Genomic DNA, 18,503 nt, shown 5'->3' with positions numbered 1-18,503 from the left:
CATATACTGTTTAACGACGCGCTGCCGGCCAGCCGTCAGCAACAATAGGGAGAGCACCGTTTATAAGCGGTGCACATAAAGGGACGAATGCAGACCCATTCATCGGCGGGCATAAAGCATGCAACAGCAGCCGCGTTCCGGGTGCGGACCACCCTTTGCGCGCTGCTGCTGTTTTGCCTTGTTCCGATATGGGCACATGCCGCCCAAAGGTCTGGCGATACCCCGGAAAACCTGGCCATATTTGTTGCCGGCTCTGAAAACATGGCCTTTAACCTACTTTTCAGAGAACGTCTTCTGGAGCAGCTGCCGAAAAACATCCACCTCGAAACCTTTTCGCCCGCTGCCAGCGCAGACCGTCCCGGACAGTTGGTTATTTCTCTGGGGCCATCCGCTCTCAATGAAGTCATGCAGCAAGCCGTGCGTCCGCCCCTGCTTGCATTGATGATCACCGAATCCCAGTTCGCCCAGTATCAAAACCTGGAAGGTAAACCGCTCGCTGCACGCTACCTTAACCCCCCGTTGCTACGTCAGGCGCTGCTGGGCCGCCAGATACTGCCTCACGCGTCCCGCGTATCGGTGCTCGCTCGCGCCGGAAGTGAGCAGTTATACAAGCCTCTTTCTGAGACTCTCAGCGATTTCGGTCTCGAGTTGCGAGTGTTCACTGTCGAGAATTCGGAGAGCCTGGTATCAACCCTCGCCCGGGCGCTCAATTACGGTGATTTTTTACTTGGCACCCCCGATCCGGCGATCTATAACCGCCAGACTATCAAGCATATTTTGCTGACGACCTATCGCTACAACAGGATTCTGATCGGCCCTGAAAGGGCCTTCGTGCAAGCCGGCGCACTGGCCTCGACTTACACGCCAACCGATGCATTGATCAACAACGTTGACCACGAAATCGCCCGATACTTTTCAAGCGGTAAGCTGGGCGAATCGGAATATCCGACAGATTTCTCCATTCTTTTTAACCTCCAGGTCGCGCGTTCGCTGAATATTCCGCTGCCGGACCCGACGGCCGTTGAGACGGCGTTAAAAGAGCAAGAGGCCACAATGACCAGGAGTGGGAATGAGTAAACGACAACGCCCGCTGAACCGACAGTTGCTTCTACTGGGAACCGTGCCGGCAATTCTCATGTTTCTGGTGTTGCTGGTATTTTTCACGTCAGCCCGGTTAGACGACGTGCGCCAGGACCTGTTCAACACGACGCAGGTTATTGCAGACAACCTGTCACCTGCGGTCGAATATGCCGTTGTGTCCGGCAATACTTCAGCACTGCGACAGATCCTCAAGCGCACAATCAATCGCAGTGACGTCGCCTGGATTCGCGTTTACGACATCAATGACAGCGAAGTGGGCGTCGAAACCCGAGGTAATATCGTGCCCGATAGCGAAGACGCCTACGTCTTCCGATCCGATATTCTCCAGCAGCCTCTGGAGCTTGAACAGAACACCCAGCTCGACTGGTTTGAACCCGGATTAGCCACCTCGTCCGGCGCTATCCGGATTGGTTCGGTCGAAGTCGCTGTTTCGGGCTCACGTCTAACGGCGCAGCGCCAGGAGATTGTCTTCAGTTCTTTCGCTGTCGCGATCTCAGTGCTCATCATTACCCTGCTGATTATCAATCAGATCGCTAACCGGATTTCCAGACCGATTCAGGATCTCACGGAAAATGTTAAACGGATGATCGACGGCAAGTACGAGGCACCTCGAAAATCATCTCGCGCAGCCGCAGAGATCACCGAACTGGAGCACAATATTGGAGCCCTCGCCTACCATCTGTCGCAGCTCAGGGCCTCCAGGGAGAAAACGCTGGCTGTATCCGAACAGGCACGAGAGCGAGCAGAAAGTGCGAACAACGCAAAGTCCGAGTTTCTCGCAATGATGAGTCACGAGTTGCGCACGCCACTGAACGGCGTTCTCGGCATGCTGGAGCTTATGGCAGAAGAGCCCATGACCGACAAACAGAAGGATTACATGCTTACTGCACGCCGGGCGACCGAAGATTTGCTGACGGTCATCAGCGATATTCTCGACTTCTCCAGGGTCGAGCGTGGCATGCTGATACTGGAACACCGCACCTTTGATTTGCGCCAGCTCATCGAAAACTGTGCCGCAACCTACCGCCATGAGTGTCAGGCAAAAGGTCTGGAACTGAGTACCCTCTTCACTCCGAATTGGCCAGAGAACTGTACCGTCCGGGGTGACGCGATGCGTTTGCGTCAGGTTATCGCCGGTTTGATCGATAATGCGATCAAATTTACCGATGACGGCAGCATTGACGTGCGCAGCGACTGGATCGTGATGGATGACAATTCCTTCTACCTGAGCTGCGAAGTAAAAGACTCTGGCTCTGGCATTCCAACTGAACATATTTCTGACATATTCAATAGTTTTGAGCAGGTCGACAGCTCATCATCCCGACGCTATGGCGGAACGGGGATGGGGCTGGCGCTGGTGCAACGGCTGATTGAATTAATGGGCGGCCACATTCGTGTTGAAACAGATCTGGGGGCGGGGTCCTCCTTCTTCTTTGAGCTTCCGTTCGAGACGGTAACCCTCGTTCCTGAGGCTTCGCATTCTGTCGAAACGACCGCCAGTGTTCAGCCACCCGGCACTCCATCGCTACTCGCGCTGGTTGTGGAGGACAATGAAGTGAATCAGCGAGTTGCCTGCGCCTTGCTTCGTAAGCTCGGGTTTGAAACCACCAGCGCCAGCAACGGAGAAATTGCGGTTGCGATGGTGACAGAGGGTCCGCATCGCTACGATCTGATTCTGATGGACTGCCAGATGCCGGTGATGGATGGCTACGAAGCAACTCGGTGTATCCGTGCATGGGAGGCAGTAGATGAGCGTGCACCCTTGCCGATTATCGCGTTAACAGCGGATGCATTGCCGGGCACTGATCATGCCTGCAGGAGCGCAGGTATGAATGATTATCTCGCTAAACCTGTACGTAAAGAGATCCTGAAAGGAATTATCGGCCGATGGTTACGCCTGCCGGCGACTTCCGCAGACGTAACCAAATAACGGATAGCCTGTTCGACGTCAGCCTACGCTATGTGGCTCGCGCATGGTGACGAACTCTTCTGCTGACGTCGGATGAATTCCGACGGTGCTGTCGAAAACCGCTTTGGTGGCGCCGGCCTTGATCGCCACGGACAGGCCTTGCAGAATTTCACCCGCATCCGGGCCTACCATATGCGCAGCGACGACCTTGTCTGACGCGTCATCCACAATCAGCTTCATCATACTGCGTTCGTCACGCCCAGAAAGCGTATGTCGCATGGGTTTGAATTCAGAGCGATAGATCCGAAGCCGCCCATAACGCTCACGTGCTTCACTTTCTATTGGGCCAACTGTGCCGATGTTGGGGTGACAGAAGACCGCAGTCGCAATAGCACTGTAGTCCATTTCACCCTCGCCATCGCCAAACAGACGACGGGACAGCACCATACCTTGTGCCAAGGCGACCGGTGTGAGCTGCGGCGTACCAATCACATCGCCCAGCGCAGTAATCGACGGCACGGATGTCTGGAAGTGCGAATCAACGGCGATATGCCCGTTCTTGGTCATTTCGACGCCCAGCGCCTCCAGCCCCAACCCATCGGTCAGTGCTCTGCGGCCGGTAGCCGCCATGACCAAACCGGTGCTCAGCGTTGAGCCGTCACTCAGCGCAACCTTGTAATGCGCACCATCAGGGGTGACGCTATCAATGTTCACATTAAAGCGCAGGTCTATGCCCTTCTTGCGAATTTCGCCGGCAGTAAACTCCCGAACATCTTCATCAAACCCGCGCAGAAACAGGTCTCCCCGGTAGATAAGCGTGGTTTTCACACCCAGGCCGGCGAGAATGCCTGCAAATTCAACGGCGATGTAACCACCGCCCAAGATGACGGCTTCACGCGGCAGTTGGGGTAAATAGAACATGTCATTCGACGTGACCATGTGTTCCTTACCCGGAATATCGGGCACAACCGGCCAGCTACCCGTGGCGACAGTGATATGGGCTGCAGAAATACGCCGCTCTCCAACAACGACGGTCTGCGCATCTTCCAAACGGGCGGTACCTTCAATAATGGTCACACCGGCGTTTTCGAGCATCGTTTTGTAGATGCCGTTCAGGCGATGAATCTCGGAGTTCTTGTTGGCGACCAGTGTGGGCCAATCAAACTGGATGTTATCGTCAGGAATATTCCAGCCGTAACCGGCTGCATCTTCGAGATCTTCCCCAACGCGAGAGCCATAAACAAAAAGCTTTTTCGGAACGCACCCCACGTTGACGCAGGTTCCGCCAAGATAGCGCGATTCGATAACGGCGACTCTGGCACCTTTCTGAGCTGACATCCGGGCAAGCCGAACGCCACCGGAACCTGCTCCAATCACTACCAGATCATATTCGAAGTTCGCTGACACGGTGACTCCTTTGAAAGCACGAATGTTGATCGAGTGACGCTAGGCTGCGACATCCCGATAAAGAATATATTCCCGAAGATCGCCAAGCTGGATGTCACCAAGATTGCGAAAACCAAGGGATTCGTAAAACTGAAGATAGCGACTGTTACCAGTATCCAGCACCAGCCCCTGACCACGCGGGTTATCTTCGCAAAGCCGTTCTACGGCTTCCAGCAACACCCGGCCGTAGCCTCTGTTCTGATATTTGGGGTGTACGCCCATCAGCGGTAACTGATGGACGGTGGAACCGGGCAGCTTGGCACGGATCTGTTCATGGTAATCGATATAGCGCCTTGTCGACGAGAAGCCAGCCGTCAGTATCATCCGCAAGCGCCACGAAAACTGGCGCGCGAGATCGAGGCGCAGCTCAGGATCACCCAGGAAGGCAACTGCCACCAGCGTATCATTGAGCATCAGCCCGATCGCGTCCTGATCAAGATCAAAGTACAAGCTGATCAGCTCGCGAATGGTCGCCCTCACCCGCTGATCATAGCCCGGCCGCTGGTGGTCAAACAGATAGTGAAACGTAGGCTCATGACGGTAAGCCTGGTAGAGGATCGACTTGGCTTCGTTGAGCGCGTTGCTGTCGAGACGCACAACCACGGGCTCGACATTCGCTTGAGCCGCTTTAACGTCCGTCATGGGATTACCTCGCTATAGTCAACCGGGATCCCGCTGCGTTAGATCTGTAGCGTCAACCTCACGCTTACAACACCGGGAACATCATCCCGATCCATCGCAGCCTGATCGATTATTATGCCGTACTGCTTGCTGAGCTGATCCAGCCAGCCCGCCACGATCCGGAAAGGCGCATCCTCTATCCAGACGCGCATACCGGTTTCGCCACTTGGCTCGAAGCGCTGCAGTGACAGACCTGCCGAATTGGCGCTGCTCGTCACCGTCGCCATGAGTGAACGGGTATCGGTGATGGTACTGCTACCGCCGGCAGAATCACCCGTTTTGCCCAATGCGACGATCGCAGCACGATTCTCCTGAAGCCAACTGATCAGCGCAGCAGATGACTCCCGTTCATCAAGCGCGTCCTGTCGAAAACCTGCGGCCGGACGCCAGATTACAAAATAGATCAGAAACAGGAATACTGCAGCCGCCAATACTTTGAGCGCCATCTGATCGCGGCGCGGCAGGTGGTCATACTGCGTAATCAGCTTCTGGATTGACGGGTTCTTTTTGAGTTTGTTGACCATGCTGTTATCCCCCGCTCACGGTGAGTCTGGCGCGGGCGCCGCTGCTCTCGTTAACGACTGAGCCTATTTTGGCATCCAGCCCCCTGTCACCGATCGCACTGCGCAAGGCGCTTAAACGATCATAGCTGTCCGCCTTGAGGTCCACTACGAGCTCCCCTCTCTGGCGACTGTAATTGACTGACTCGAACTTGATGTTCTGCCCGCCACCCAACTTCTGGTATTCCGAGCCGGCCTGGGACAACAGCGCAAGAAAGTCAGCATTAGGCCCCTGTTGTTGCGCCACGCGCAACTTGCCTTCAAGGCTGCGCTTCAGGTTATTGGGTGTCGTGCGGGTGTCATTGGGGAATGCCTGGTGGTAGATACCCATCGCCTGGGCTTCCAGCTGGCTGGCTTCATGGTGATGGTAGTATCCCATTCCAATCTCTACGCTGACCTGCAGCGCCAGCCAGAGACCTGCGATAATCAATGCGGGGCGCCAGATACGCCATACACCACTGGCGTCGTTGGCGGCCTCGAATGTGCCCTGACAAAGATTGATCGGCGCACATTGATGGTGGCTGTGGGTGTGTGCAAGCAATTCCAGAGCACTCAGCTCCAGCGGTTGACGGGTCAGGTTGAGGCGATCTTCCCTTTCGAGAATCCCGATTAAGGCATCGCTTGCGACCAGGTCTGCTTCGCTACCGTAGAGAGTGACGGCAATTTCTGCAGACACTTCATCCTGTGCAGGCGCCGCCAGAGTCTGAGCAAAAATGGCCAGGTTAACGCTGCTCATTCTGAACCATTCGCCACCGGCACCTGATACCAGGGCAATATCATCCTGCAGGCAGATTGACCAGGCTGAATCGCCGAGTGGCAACAGCGCAGCTTCCGGATAGATCGCTTCAAGATTGGCACCAGACCAGGACTCAAACACTTCAAACCAGATGGCCATCCGGTTGCGATCAATTGCCGCAACCCTGAAGCCCCGCTCGGAATGTTCTCCCAGCGCCAGATGCACGCTATCGATGTCCTGAGCCAGTTGTTCCTCGACTGCAAACGGTAAGGCCTGGCGGACGTAACGGGCTTGTTTGGCCGGAATTTCTGCAAAACAGAACAATGCCTCATCACCCGGAATAAGACCGACAACCTTAACGCCCTCGAGATCATTCTGGCTCAGTGTCTGTTCAATCGTGTCGCGGGTATCACCCTGTCCCCGAGCCTGAAAAATGCCGCTGGCATCGACCAGCGCCCAGCTATAGCATTGCTGGTCAATCTGCCCTTCCAGTGCATGGAACGGAGCATCCGGTTGGATGTAAAGGTGATAAGACATGAATGCGTTGTCCTTGTTATAGGTTCACCGGCCAGCAGCGCATCAAAGCGCCCCGCTGCCAGTGTCACTTGCCGGCCTCAAGCCGCGTTTTGGCGGCTTCCAGTCTGCTGTTGATTACTATGCCGCGATCAGGAGCCATCCGAAAGCGTGAAACGCTCTTTTGTGATGAGATTCTTCTGACCTTCGTCACGGCTGACCGTGAACAGTTCACCCTGAGGGTCACGGTACAGCATGGTCACCAATCGATAGGTTCTTTCGTCAATGGTGATGCGCGACGCAACATCGAAGAACTCGGATTTTATGGTCAGGCCATCGGGCTTCATTCCTAACCCCGCGAAAGCCGGTGCAGCCAGAAAGTCCTGAATATTCTCGAACCGCTGATCTTTGCGTTGCGCGATAACCGTCTCGATCTGGGCCGCCGTCAGGTTTTCATTCAGTGACTGCAAAACGGCAACTGGCGCGGTATTCACATTGATCCCCGCTCCGGAAACCGGCAACGCAGAAACGTTGGGGATCAGTTTCTGGTAGGCCTCTTCCGTCATCCCGGCAATCAAACGCAACTCGGAACGACTACTGAAGGGCTGATTGGCCGCTCTGTAGGGCGGATCTTGCGATAAATATTCACCGTCCTCCGCACCGTAGGCGTTAACCGTCTGGTCGTTAGTGTCGATCCAGTCGATCAGCGCTTCCACTCTCACCGTCGTGATTTCAAGTTGGAGCAGCAGCCGGGTCAGCCTGTCCCGTGTCAGTTCATTTACTGTGCCGGTGGAGTCCACCAGATCGTTCAGATTGATTCGGCCACTGAGATCATTGATCTGAACCTCAACGATGCCATTATCTTCAATTGGCACAAGCGCGGAGTACTGGGCCCAGACCTCATCTTCACTATCAACAAGAAGATTTTCTTCCTGGTCTTCATCAAAGTCCTGACGCAGTATCTGCATCGCGAAAGCTTCCGCACCACTTGCAACCGCCTGCCCCTGACTCTGCGCCAGGCTGTGGCTTACCTTATAGATCCGCAGTGACTGGTGCTGAATCATGCCAGCTGTCAGTGCCACGATAAGCGCCATCGCCATCAGTACGATAATCAGCGCAACGCCTCTTTCACGGGCAGCGTAAGGCGGTCTGGCAATCATCACTGCGGATTCTCCAGATTGACATCCGGCTGTTCCTGTTCGGCGTTACCGGCGTCGGCTTCGCTGTCCTCCCCGGACGGTTCATCGTCGGAGTCGTTGATTGCATTCGCATTGGATACGAAGCCCTGTGCCGCCTTGGCATCAAAATCGGGCAGCACAAATACCCGTTTCAGCTCACCGTAATTGTCGATTTCGACCGTCACTTCTATGCCTTTGGGAAGCGGTAGCACGCTGGCCTGCTGCCCTGTACTTTCCTGCGCGCCCTCAGCGGTGGGCCAGTCGTCAACCCAGCTGTACTGATCATTCATAAAACGCACGTTAAAATCAGTCACGCCTGTCAGCAAGAGCTGGTCACGACCTTCTCCGGCATCCTGAGCCTGGTCGAGCATCGCCCAGTAGCGCCGATGCAGCTCATCACCAGTGAATTCATAGGCCGCACGCTGAAGCTCGCTACGAAGTGCGCCCGTCGGATTTCGCCATCCCTGATGGGTGAGACTCAGTTCATAGGCTTCTTCACGGGAGGTCAGGGCCATGCGGGACTCGCCGTAGATGTCCCGCACGGGGCGGTTCACAATCTGGACAATATCGCGCTCGATAATCGCCATCGCCTTGTTAATGTCGGCAAACTCATCAGCCACCCGGTCTACACTGTCGCGGGCGCGAATGATGCCACTGATGGTTTGCCAGACACCGAGACCGATAAATGCCGTCATCGCCACTGCAACCAGCACCTCCATCAGGGTAAAACCTGATGATTTCAGCTCTTTTGGACCGGAACGATAAAGCCGGGAATCAGAAATCACCTACGAACCCCGATAACTTGAGCTGATGGCGTGGCTCATCATTGATCATCAGGGACACATCCACATCTATTCGCCTTATGCGGGGCTCTTCCGTGGCGCTCACAAGCGTTTCGATCTCCCAGTTGCGATTGGCATATTCGAGCTCGTCTATATTTTCCGAGATTCCGGGAGGATTTTCGGCCAGCTGCAGCTCTGCAATTTTGTTTTCGGCAATCCAGCTGGCCAGCGTTTTGTCCCGAATCCGGTCAAAGCTACCGATGTAATTGCTCGCGACCTGAGTAGCCGCAGTCGCAATCAATCCAAAGATCAGCACCGCCACCAGCACCTCAAGCAGCGTAAAGCCTGATTCAGGTCTGCGGGCCCACCTCATCGCCGTTCCTCCGGTTGTTCACCCGGGGGGTGCCACTCAACACCGTTCACACCATCCGACTCAATCAGGTACTCCACATCCGTGTTGCTCTCAAGGCTGAGTCCAAGCTCGAAAGGCGTGATTTCACCGCTTGAGAAAAACACGAGATCCGGCGTCAGCTCGTCATCCCCGCCGCCGTCATTGTCATCCTGGTTGCCGGAGGCGAGCTTGGGAATATCATCTTCGATGCGCGGCGTGACAACTAACCACAGCGGAATGGATCGCGGTTGAAACAGACGCTCTCCCTGGGCCTGCCATTTGCGTTCGAGATCGTTGTAGATCACAAAACGGTAGTCCTCTTCACCGAGGAGCATGCCGAATTCCTGATTGTTCAGAACAGCCTGTTCCGACGCTGTTTCCATCAACATGAACATCTTGCGCGAAACATTATCGAGTTCCCGCTGTTCCGCTCCACTACCAAGATTGACAACAGCGATCACGGCCATCAAGCCGACGACGACCATCACGACCATGATCTCGATCAGCGTAAAGCCGCGCTGCTGCTTCATAAACACTCCGCCAGAGGCCAAGATCGCCAACTGGCTTAGTTCTTGGCGCTGTCCCAGACACTGATGTCGGCAGCATCACCCTCACCGCCCTCGCGTCCGTCTGAGCCGTAAGAAAACAGATCATAAGGGCCGTCCGCACCCGGGCTGATGTACTGGTATTCATTGTCCCAGGGATCAACCGGCACAGACTTCAGGTAGCCGTCCGGGTTCCAGTTGCGCGGCTCAGGGCTGCCATTCGGCTTGCTGACAAGCGCCTCAAGGCCTTGCTGCGACGAAGGATAATGGCTGTTGTCAAGGCGATACAGATCCAGTGCATTCCCGATGTTGCTCATTTGTGTCTGAGCCACAGTAACCCGGGCCTGATCGCTGCGGCCCAGAATGTTGGGTGCCACAATGGCGACCAGAAGACCGAGAATCACCATTACCACCATGATTTCGATCAGTGTAAAACCTGCACTACGATTGAACTGTTTCATTGTCATCCGTCTCACGTTTCCGTTGCGTTGTGATTGGTCGGAAGCTCCATTTTCAACCGACCAGATTACTCATGTTAAGGATTGGTAGCATGATCGCCAACACGATAATCAGTACAACCCCGCCCATGACAAGCAGCATCAGCGGCTCGAACAACCCCACCAATGCCTGAATTTTTGCCTGCAGTGTGTTTTCCTGCATGTTTGCAGTGCGTTCCAGCATGCTGTCGAGTTCGCCGCTCGACTCACCGCTGGCGATCATGTGGAGCATCATGGGAGGGAAATAGCCGGTATTCTCAAGCGACTTATGCAAACTCCCGCCCTCGCTCACTGCCTGGGCCGCCTCTCGAAGCCGCAGTCGAAGGTAATCATTCGACAATACCTCCCCGGCGATTTTCATAGCTTCAACGAGCGGCACCCCGCTGGTGGTCAGAATACTCAGCGTACTGGCGTAACGAGCGGTGTTAACGCCGCGCGTCATTCCGGATACCGCCGGTAAATGGAGGATCGAACGATGGAACCGCAGCCGGTTGGATTCTTTTCTGAGAGAGAGTTTGAACACCACGCCGGCCACAATGGCAAGCAGCGCTATGTATATGCCGTAAGAAGCGAGAAAATCCGACACACTGAGCATGCCGCGGGTCAGAACCGGCAGTTCATGGCCCTGTTTGACGAACACTTCAATAATATCCGGCACAACGTAGGTCAGCAGAAAGACCACAATCGCCAAGGCAACAACCGTCAGAATCACCGGGTATATCGCCGCAAGTTGAATTTTCTGGCGTGCAGCCTGCCGGCTTTCGGTGTAATCAGCAAGACGATTGAGCACCAGATCAAGGTGGCCGGCATGTTCGCCCGCGGCCACAGTGGAGCGATAAAGACGGGGAAATGCTTTGGGGAACTCCCCCAGGCTTTCGGCCAGCGAATAGCCTTCCATGACTTTTGAGCGGATCGCGATCATCATGCCCTTCACGCGCGGCTTGTCGGATTGCTCAGCGGTGGCGGCAAGCGCGCGTTCTATGGGAATGCCCGACTGGATCAGAGTCGATATCTGCCGTGTTACCAGCGCCAGATCAGGGACACTAAGACTCCCTTTGCTACCAAGCGGGCTGGCGGTGCCCTTACCGTTTTTATCGGATGCGGTATCGACGGCAAGCGGTGTCAGGCCACGCTCACGAAGCTGTTGGCGGACGGCTCTTGCGCTGTCAGCCTCAACCACACCCTGCTTTTGTTTGCCCCGGGTATCCAGGGCTTTGTAACTGAACGCAGGCATGGATTATCCCCGGTGTGTGACGCGCAGAACCTCTTCAACCGTGGTCGTACCCGCAAGCACTTTTGCCACGCCGTCAGCATGAATACTGGGTCCGTGTTTACGGGCCTCGTGTTCAAGCTCAAGTTCACCGGCACGCTGGTGAATCAGCGTCCTGAACGAATCGTTTACTTCAACGACCTCATAAATCCCCATGCGTCCCCGATAGCCCAGCTGGTTGCAGGCTTTGCAGCCAACGGAGCGATAGATGTGCGGAGGACACTCGGGGTCAAGCTGAAGGAACTCGCAATGCTCCTTGGTTGGCAGGTAGGTTTCCTTGCAGTCATCACACAACACGCGGACCAGACGCTGGGCCACAATGCCGACCAGTGAGGAAGAAATCAGAAAAGGCTCTATCCCCATATCCATCAAACGGGCAATCGCACCGACTGCGGTGTTGGTGTGCAGCGTCGAAAGTACAAGGTGACCGGTAAGACTCGCCTGAACCGATATTTCTGCGGTTTCAAGATCCCGGATCTCACCAATCATCACGACATCCGGATCCTGACGAAGAATTGCCCGCAAACCCCGAGCAAAGGTCATATCAACCTTGGTGTTGACCTGGGTCTGACCGATGCCCGACAGGTTGTACTCGATAGGATCTTCGACAGTGAGGATGTTGCGGGTACTGTCGTTGATTTCCTGCAGAGCGCCGTAAAGCGTTGTGGATTTACCGGAACCGGTCGGCCCGGTTACCAGCAGAATACCGTAAGGCTGGTGAATCAGGCGATGCAGCACCTTGAAGTCCCGCTCTGACATGCCAAGCGAAGAAAGCCGTAGCCGCCCTGCCTGTTTATCCAGCAGACGCAATACAATGCGCTCGCCGTTGGACGACGGCATGGTTGAAACCCGCAAATCGACTTCCCTGCCGGCCACGCGAAGTGAAATACGGCCATCCTGTGGAATGCGCTTCTCGGCAATGTCGAGCTTTGCCATAACCTTGATACGGGATACCAGCAGTGGCGCCAGGGCGCGTTTGGGCTGAACAACTTCACGCAGTATGCCGTCGATCCGGAAACGCACCACGAGCCGTTTTTCATAGGTCTCAATGTGCACGTCAGAGGCGTTGGTGTTCACAGCTTCGGTGAGGATGGCGTTTATCAGCCGGATGATCGGCGCATCATCTTCCTGTTCCAGCAGATCCTCGGTTTCAGGAACAGAATCTGCCAGGCTGGCCAGATCCATATCGTCGCCGATACCTTCAACCATTTGCATCGCTTCGGCTGAATCGTTCTGATAAGCCGCGTTCAGGGCTTCATCAAAATTATCCGCAGCTATGGGCTCAAACCGTGCCCGACCACCACTAATTCTGTTCGCCTCGGCCAGCGCAGAAGGTGACGCGCCCGGGCGTACCAGAACCATCGCTGAGCCATCCGTATCACGGGTAAGAATCACGCCGTGCCGCTTTGCAAAAGTAAACGGCAAACGCCCGACCGGAGCATCCTGCGCCTGAATTTCGAGATCGTCGTTCACGAGAGTTTCCATATGTTCCTGTTGTCACCGAAATATACCGAGCGCAAAGGCTACCACACGTCACTATTGTACGCGGCGTCTATGTGAAGTTATCGGGAAAATTGAGGCATACGTCAAGCATGCCAGTCCCGTAAAATACTATTTTTGCGTCCTTTTTGGTCGAACAGGCCCGATAGGATTAGTATATTGGGAAATAGGTGTCCTGCACCACCGACTGGCCTGTCGAAAAGGACGATGATGAGATCTCCGGAACCCGACGGAACGAATGTCGCAACGCAGGGAACTTAGCCGCTTCTTTTCTGTAACATTGTCTAGACTGTTACCTTGCGGCAGTTGAAATGACAGAACGCAATACCGGACACTGAATCAGTGTCACGACAACTGAGGCCCAGTGTCGGTCGAGGTCGTGCAAACAGAACATATTGGTTTTCCGGTTCAACCCAGCCTGCCCGGTCCATGGATGACGCAGGAGAAAACCATTTCCAATGGAGCTAAGTCCGCCAGATGACGGGTATCAAATCCAGGCTGCCACTCATTGCAGCCGTCGTGCTTGCTGTTGCCATGCTGATGTCGTTGGGTTGGCAGGTGTGGCAGTTTATGCAAAACGAGCAGCAGCGAGCGTTCGCTAATACCAACACCCGCACTGCTGAAGAAACGGTATCGGTGAGAGCGACGGCGCCAGTAGAGCTGCCATCCGTTAACCTGTTTGGCGATCCGGCGGGCAACGAGACGCCCGAGCCCATGTCGACCGAAAATCTGCCCGAAACCAATTTGCGGCTTTTCCTGCGAGGCGTCCTTGCCGGCGAAGAAGAAACCGTTGCCAGCGCGCTCATTGAAGGCTCCGATGCCCATACCGAAGTGTATCTCATCGGTGATGAGCTCCCAGGCAACGCCAGCCTGAAGGCTGTGCACGCCAACCGGGTCATTATTGAACGCAGCGGCAAACTGGAAAATCTTTACTTCCCCGACACCGACGACAAGTCCGGCATCAACCTGACGGGTAACGAGTCACAACCACCGGTCAGGGCTGCAACACCTCCGCGACCCCAACCACAGGCGCAACCCGTCCGGTCGGCGCCGGCAGTCACCAGCGAGCGCCGCGATGAAATCCGGCAACGCCTCGAGGAATTGCGGCAAAGGCTACGCCAAAACAGCAACTGAGGATGCTGATGACACATATTCGGATCAGGCAAGGAATCAAGCTCGTTTGCCTGGCCCTTATGTTGGCCACATCAGCCGTTATTGCCATCGAACTCAGTGATCGCCTGCTCAATTATGTAGCGGAGAAATACGGCGAAGACGCCAAAAACCGCCTCACACAATGGCAAAAGCTTCAGACGATTGCGCAAAACGCGCCGGTTGACCGCCAACTGCGACTGGTCAATTCATTTTTCAACGAGCTGAACTTCGTCAATGACATTGAGCATTGGCACACTGAAGATTATTGGGCAACGCCGGTAGAGTTCCTTGCGACCAACGGTGGGGACTGCGAGGATTTCTCAATCGCCAAATACCTTACCCTGCGCGCCATGGGTGTGCCGGATGAGCAACTTCGTATCACCTACGTCAAGGCGCTCCAGCTGAACCAGGCGCATATGGTTCTCGCCTGGTACCCGACACCCACGGCTGATCCGTTAATACTCGATAATCTGATCAATGAGATACGGCCTGCGTCCGAGCGCAACGACCTGGAGCCGGTCTACAGCTTTAATGGTAAAGGGCTCTGGCTTCAGCAACTGAACAACAGCTCGAAACGTATTGGCGACGCCGACACCCTCTCCCGCTGGACCGACCTGAACGAGCGAATGATTGATACATTGCGTTGATTCTGTGGCACTTTGCCCCGTATCCTAAGACGTCTGACACATGTTGTGCCTTACCGAGCCTCATCAGTCTATCTTCCGGCACATTATGTTTGACAGCTCCCCGCCTTGATATTACCTTTACGTTAACGTCAACAATCAAAGTCTGACCATGTCTAATCTGAACGTACGCAAAACCTATTCAATCAGCGATCTCGCCAAAGAGTTCGATATTACTACTCGCACAATCCGGTTTTACGAAGAAGCCGGCATGATGACGCCCGAACGCGATGGTCAGACTCGGATTTATACCGATCAGGATCGGGTGAAGTTGAAGCTGATATTACGCGGCAAGCGGTTGGGGTTCAGCCTCGCGGAATCCCGCGATCTTATCAGTATGTATGGCTCAAACGCTGACAACATCAAACAACTCAATGCATTACATGAAAAAATTAAACAACAACGTGAAGCACTAGAGCAGCAAAAAGCCGATATTGAGGTGATGGAAAATGAGCTTGATGCGGCGGAAGATCGCTGCCTCGCGGCCATCAAGGAATTGACCGAAGCCTGACGGCTTCGCTCTCTTGGCAAATACCGAGCGATACAATCGGTATTTTCGCACCCACCTCTTCCTTTCGAACTACTCTATTAGCCAGGACACCAATCCGGGCAAAAGTTAAAACCGTTGTTGCCCGACGCGTGAGTCGCGTCTTTCTGCGCCGCCTGCACAACAGGCGTTTTCAGATTCTGAATTTGACGTTTACGTAAAGATAAGCTGACTTAATAACCACAATACGGTCAATGCACCAGAGCGAGAACGATTATGAAAAGCCAATACACCTCCCTTCACTTCGGCCTCGGCGAAACCGCAGACATGCTGCGTGACCAGGTAAACCAGTTCGCGGCCGATCATATTGCACCGATCGCGGCAGATGTTGACCGCGAAAACCAGTTCCCGAATGCGCTCTGGCCGAAACTGGGCGAAATGGGCGTTCTGGGCATGACGGTCAGCGAGGAATACGGCGGAAGCGCCATGGGATACCTCGCCCACACGATCGCGATGGAAGAAATCAGCCGCGCATCAGCGAGTATTGGCCTAAGCTACGGCGCGCATTCCAACCTCTGTGTTAATCAGATTTTCCGCAACGGCACCGATGAGCAAAAAAACCGCTATCTGCCCAAACTCGTGAGCGGTGAACATATCGGCGCCCTTGCGATGAGCGAGCCCAACGCCGGTTCCGACGTGGTTAGCATGAAACTGCGCGCAGATAAAAAAGGCGATCGTTACATTCTGAACGGCAGCAAGATGTGGATCACCAATGGCCCCGACGCCAACACCTACGTGATCTACGCCAAGACCGACTCCAGCAAAGGCCCTCACGGCATTACTGCTTTTATCGTGGAACGTGACTGGAAAGGTTTTTCCCAGGGACCGAAGCTGGACAAACTCGGTATGCGAGGCTCGAATACCAGCGAGCTGATTTTTGAAGATGTCGAAGTGCCTGAAGAGAATATTCTGGGTGGCGAGAACAAGGGCGTCAAAGTGCTGATGTCCGGTCTTGATTACGAACGTGTTGTGCTATCCGGTGGCCCTGTCGGCATCATGCAGGCTTGCCTGGATGTTGTGGTTCCCTATGTGCACGAGCGCAAACAGTTCGATCAACCTATCGGCGAATTTCAGCTTATCCAGGGCAAACTCGCCGATATGTACACCGAAGTAGCCGCGTGCCGCGCTTATCTTTACGCCGTCGCCCAGGCTTGCGACCGCGGTGAAACGACCCGCAAGGACGCCGCTGGCGTTATTCTCTACACCTCTGACAGAGCCACGAAAATGGCGCTTGAGGCCATCCAGATTCTCGGCGGCAACGGCTATATAAACGAATACCCCACCGGTCGCTTGCTGCGTGATGCCAAGCTTTACGAGATTGGTGCCGGCACTCAGGAAGTGCGCCGGATGCTGATCGGTCGCGAACTGTTCAACGAATCACGGTAACCCGATATGGCCATTATTCATTCTCAGGTTCAGATTCATTCAGACGAATTCGCTGAGCGTAAAAAGGCGATGCAGGCCCTTTGCGAAGACCGCAAAACCCGCTTTACCGAAATTGCGCGCGGCGGCGGTGAGCAGGCGCAGAAACGGCATACAGACCGAGGCAAGTTGCTGCCTCGGGATCGTATTCAGCGTTTGCTTGATCCCGGCTCTCCTTTTCTGGAAATCGGTGCTTTTGCCGCAAATGAGGTATACGACGAAGACGTGCCCGCAGCCGGCGTCGTGGCGGGCATCGGTCGCGTACATGGCATTGAATGCATGATCGTGGCAAACGATTCCACCGTGAAGGGTGGCACCTACTACCCGCTGACCGTCAAGAAACACATTCGGGCCCAGACGATTGCCGAAGAGAACCATCTGCCCTGCATCTATCTGGTGGATTCGGGCGGCGCCAACCTGCCCCGCCAGGATGAAGTCTTCCCGGATTACGAAGATTTCGGCCATATTTTCTACCGCCAGGCCAACATGTCCGCCAAAGGCATTGCCCAGATCGCCGTGGTGCTTGGGCTATGTACCGCCGGTGGTGCCTATGTGCCAGCGATGGCTGACGAAAGCATTATGGTGCGCGAGCAAAGCTCCATTTTCCTCGCAGGGCCTCCGCTGGTTAAAGCAGCTACGGGCGAAACAGTCAGCGCAGAAGAGCTTGGTGGTGCCGACGTTCACACCAGCATTTCCGGTGTGGCGGACCATTTCGCAAACACTGAATCTGAAGCTCTTGAGCGGGCGCGTCGCTGCATTGCCAATCTGAACTATCAACGCCCCGATGCCGTCAAGCGCAAGCCATCTGTAGAACCACTCTATTCTCCGGACGAGCTCTACGGTGTTGTTCCCAGCGATTTGCGTACCCCTTATGACGTGCACGAAGTCATCGCCCGCCTGGTGGACGGTTCCGAATTCGATGAGTTCAAGTCGCGTTACGGTGCAAGCCTGGTGTGCGGCTTTGCCCATCTTTACGGCATGCCTGTCGGCATCATCGCCAACAACGGCATCCTGTTTTCAGAGTCGGCCCAGAAAGGTGCTCACTTTGTCGAGCTCTGCTGTCAGCGTGGTATCCCGCTTATCTTCCTGCAGAACATCACCGGCTTTATGGTCGGCAAGGAAGCGGAGCACGACGGGATTGCCAAGCACGGCGCCAAACTGGTGACCGCGGTTGCTTGTGCCCGTGTACCGAAACTGACCGTGATCATTGGTGGCAGTTTTGGTGCCGGTAATTACGGCATGTGCGGCAGAGCCTACAAACCTCGCTTCCTGTGGATGTGGCCCAACGCCCGCATCGCGGTAATGGGCGGTGAGCAGGCTGCGGGTGTGCTTGCCGACGTTAAGCGATCCGGCAAGGAACGGCGCGGCGAAAGCTGGAGCGAAGCAGACGAGAAGGCATTCAAACAGCCAATTGTTGATCAGTTTGCGCGCCAGTCAGACCCCTACTATGCCAGCGCCCGACTTTGGGATGATGGCGTAATTGATCCGGCTGATACCCGCCGGGTGCTTGGGCTGAGCTTGTCCGCCGCACTGAACGCGCCGCCTGAAGAAACCCGTTTCGGCCTGTTCCGGATGTGATCCAGGAGACTC

General features: G+C 55.1%; 18 protein-coding genes. 7 read left to right on the top strand and 11 right to left on the bottom strand.

What is annotated here, in order from left to right; genetic code table 11:
- Positions 1-87 precede the first annotated feature (87 nt).
- Together ACUN9X_RS13540 and ACUN9X_RS13535 are read left to right on the top strand one after the other, a co-directional pair.
- On the top strand, positions 88-1,077 hold the full coding sequence (locus ACUN9X_RS13540; protein WP_445473423.1) for an ABC transporter substrate-binding protein: 990 nt from the start codon (positions 88-90) through the stop codon (positions 1,075-1,077).
- On the top strand, positions 1,070-3,031 hold the full coding sequence (locus ACUN9X_RS13535) for an ATP-binding protein (protein WP_445473422.1): 1,962 nt from the start codon (positions 1,070-1,072) through the stop codon (positions 3,029-3,031). The genes ACUN9X_RS13540 and ACUN9X_RS13535 overlap by 8 nt, the downstream gene beginning before the upstream one ends.
- An 18-nt stretch (positions 3,032-3,049) precedes the next feature.
- Here the strand turns inward: ACUN9X_RS13535 and gorA are convergent, their stop codons facing one another.
- The 11 genes from gorA to gspE all read right to left on the bottom strand — a co-directional run bounded on the left by gorA (position 3,050) and on the right by gspE (position 13,094).
- A complete protein-coding gene (gene gorA, locus ACUN9X_RS13530; protein WP_445473421.1) occupies positions 3,050-4,417 on the bottom strand; it encodes a glutathione-disulfide reductase in 1,368 nt (455 codons plus the stop codon).
- A 39-nt stretch (positions 4,418-4,456) separates the two neighbouring features.
- On the bottom strand, positions 4,457-5,098 hold the full coding sequence (locus ACUN9X_RS13525; protein ID WP_260037441.1) for a GNAT family N-acetyltransferase: 642 nt from the start codon (positions 5,096-5,098) through the stop codon (positions 4,457-4,459).
- 38 nt (positions 5,099-5,136) lie between these two features.
- Positions 5,137-5,661 carry a type II secretion system protein GspM gene (gspM, locus tag ACUN9X_RS13520; protein ID WP_445473420.1) on the bottom strand — a complete coding sequence of 175 codons (525 nt, stop codon included), beginning with the start codon at positions 5,659-5,661 and terminating at the stop codon, positions 5,137-5,139.
- Between the two features lie 4 nt (positions 5,662-5,665).
- Entirely contained in the window at positions 5,666-6,970 is a 1,305-nt protein-coding gene (gspL, locus tag ACUN9X_RS13515; protein ID WP_260037445.1) for a type II secretion system protein GspL, read from the bottom strand.
- A 128-nt stretch (positions 6,971-7,098) separates the two neighbouring features.
- Positions 7,099-8,106, bottom strand: coding sequence for a type II secretion system minor pseudopilin GspK (gene gspK / locus ACUN9X_RS13510; RefSeq protein ID WP_445473476.1), 1,008 nt, complete (start codon positions 8,104-8,106; stop codon positions 7,099-7,101).
- Entirely contained in the window at positions 8,106-8,909 is an 804-nt protein-coding gene (gene gspJ, locus ACUN9X_RS13505) for a type II secretion system minor pseudopilin GspJ (RefSeq protein ID WP_445473419.1), read from the bottom strand. Before gspJ ends, gspK begins: the two co-directional genes overlap by 1 nt.
- Positions 8,899-9,279 carry a type II secretion system minor pseudopilin GspI gene (gspI, locus tag ACUN9X_RS13500; RefSeq protein ID WP_260037450.1) on the bottom strand — a complete coding sequence of 127 codons (381 nt, stop codon included), beginning with the start codon at positions 9,277-9,279 and terminating at the stop codon, positions 8,899-8,901. Before gspI ends, gspJ begins: the two co-directional genes overlap by 11 nt.
- Complete coding sequence (gene gspH, locus ACUN9X_RS13495) at positions 9,276-9,827, bottom strand: type II secretion system minor pseudopilin GspH (protein WP_260037452.1); 552 nt, start codon at positions 9,825-9,827, stop codon at positions 9,276-9,278. The genes gspI and gspH overlap by 4 nt, the downstream gene beginning before the upstream one ends.
- A 35-nt stretch (positions 9,828-9,862) precedes the next feature.
- Positions 9,863-10,303 (bottom strand): type II secretion system major pseudopilin GspG, encoded by a 441-nt coding sequence (gene gspG, locus ACUN9X_RS13490; protein ID WP_260037454.1) that lies wholly within the window; start codon positions 10,301-10,303, stop codon positions 9,863-9,865.
- 52 nt (positions 10,304-10,355) lie between these two features.
- A complete protein-coding gene (gene gspF / locus ACUN9X_RS13485; protein WP_260037456.1) occupies positions 10,356-11,573 on the bottom strand; it encodes a type II secretion system inner membrane protein GspF in 1,218 nt (405 codons plus the stop codon).
- 3 nt (positions 11,574-11,576) lie between these two features.
- Complete coding sequence (gene gspE / locus ACUN9X_RS13480; protein WP_260037458.1) at positions 11,577-13,094, bottom strand: type II secretion system ATPase GspE; 1,518 nt, start codon at positions 13,092-13,094, stop codon at positions 11,577-11,579.
- 492 nt (positions 13,095-13,586) lie between these two features.
- On the opposite strand from gspE, the gene ACUN9X_RS13475 reads away from it, so the two are divergent.
- From ACUN9X_RS13475 to ACUN9X_RS13455, 5 genes are all read left to right on the top strand, one after another.
- Complete coding sequence (locus tag ACUN9X_RS13475) at positions 13,587-14,243, top strand: type II secretion system protein N (protein ID WP_260037459.1); 657 nt, start codon at positions 13,587-13,589, stop codon at positions 14,241-14,243.
- 8 nt (positions 14,244-14,251) lie between these two features.
- Entirely contained in the window at positions 14,252-14,908 is a 657-nt protein-coding gene (locus tag ACUN9X_RS13470) for a transglutaminase-like cysteine peptidase (protein WP_445473418.1), read from the top strand.
- Positions 14,909-15,056: 148 nt separating this feature from the next.
- Positions 15,057-15,455 carry a MerR family transcriptional regulator gene (locus tag ACUN9X_RS13465; protein WP_260037462.1) on the top strand — a complete coding sequence of 133 codons (399 nt, stop codon included), beginning with the start codon at positions 15,057-15,059 and terminating at the stop codon, positions 15,453-15,455.
- Between the two features lie 252 nt (positions 15,456-15,707).
- Complete coding sequence (locus ACUN9X_RS13460) at positions 15,708-16,877, top strand: isovaleryl-CoA dehydrogenase (RefSeq protein WP_445473417.1); 1,170 nt, start codon at positions 15,708-15,710, stop codon at positions 16,875-16,877.
- Positions 16,878-16,883: 6 nt separating this feature from the next.
- Positions 16,884-18,491: a carboxyl transferase domain-containing protein gene (locus ACUN9X_RS13455; RefSeq protein WP_445473416.1), complete on the top strand. Its 1,608-nt coding sequence runs from the start codon at positions 16,884-16,886 to the stop codon at positions 18,489-18,491.
- Positions 18,492-18,503 lie beyond the last annotated feature (12 nt).

Source organism: Marinobacter sp. V032 (assembly GCF_052645435.1).
This window is presented reverse-complemented; position numbering and strand designations above follow the sequence as displayed.

Excerpts from the sequence above, each read along its gene's own strand:
- ACUN9X_RS13540 (WP_445473423.1), top strand. The coding sequence starts at position 88 with ATGCAGACCCATTCATCGGCGGGCATAAAGCATGCAACAGCAGCCGCG.
- ACUN9X_RS13535 (WP_445473422.1), top strand. The coding sequence starts at position 1,070 with ATGAGTAAACGACAACGCCCGCTGAACCGACAGTTGCTTCTACTGGGA.
- ACUN9X_RS13525 (WP_260037441.1), bottom strand. The coding sequence starts at position 5,098 with ATGACGGACGTTAAAGCGGCTCAAGCGAATGTCGAGCCCGTGGTTGTG.
- gspM (WP_445473420.1), bottom strand. The coding sequence starts at position 5,661 with ATGGTCAACAAACTCAAAAAGAACCCGTCAATCCAGAAGCTGATTACG.
- gspL (WP_260037445.1), bottom strand. The coding sequence starts at position 6,970 with ATGTCTTATCACCTTTACATCCAACCGGATGCTCCGTTCCATGCACTG.
- gspK (WP_445473476.1), bottom strand. The coding sequence starts at position 8,106 with ATGATTGCCAGACCGCCTTACGCTGCCCGTGAAAGAGGCGTTGCGCTG.
- gspI (WP_260037450.1), bottom strand. The coding sequence starts at position 9,279 with ATGAGGTGGGCCCGCAGACCTGAATCAGGCTTTACGCTGCTTGAGGTG.
- gspH (WP_260037452.1), bottom strand. The coding sequence starts at position 9,827 with ATGAAGCAGCAGCGCGGCTTTACGCTGATCGAGATCATGGTCGTGATG.
- gspG (WP_260037454.1), bottom strand. The coding sequence starts at position 10,303 with ATGAAACAGTTCAATCGTAGTGCAGGTTTTACACTGATCGAAATCATG.
- gspF (WP_260037456.1), bottom strand. The coding sequence starts at position 11,573 with ATGCCTGCGTTCAGTTACAAAGCCCTGGATACCCGGGGCAAACAAAAG.
- gspE (WP_260037458.1), bottom strand. The coding sequence starts at position 13,094 with ATGGAAACTCTCGTGAACGACGATCTCGAAATTCAGGCGCAGGATGCT.
- ACUN9X_RS13475 (WP_260037459.1), top strand. The coding sequence starts at position 13,587 with ATGACGGGTATCAAATCCAGGCTGCCACTCATTGCAGCCGTCGTGCTT.
- ACUN9X_RS13470 (WP_445473418.1), top strand. The coding sequence starts at position 14,252 with ATGACACATATTCGGATCAGGCAAGGAATCAAGCTCGTTTGCCTGGCC.
- ACUN9X_RS13465 (WP_260037462.1), top strand. The coding sequence starts at position 15,057 with ATGTCTAATCTGAACGTACGCAAAACCTATTCAATCAGCGATCTCGCC.
- ACUN9X_RS13460 (WP_445473417.1), top strand. The coding sequence starts at position 15,708 with ATGAAAAGCCAATACACCTCCCTTCACTTCGGCCTCGGCGAAACCGCA.
- ACUN9X_RS13455 (WP_445473416.1), top strand. The coding sequence starts at position 16,884 with ATGGCCATTATTCATTCTCAGGTTCAGATTCATTCAGACGAATTCGCT.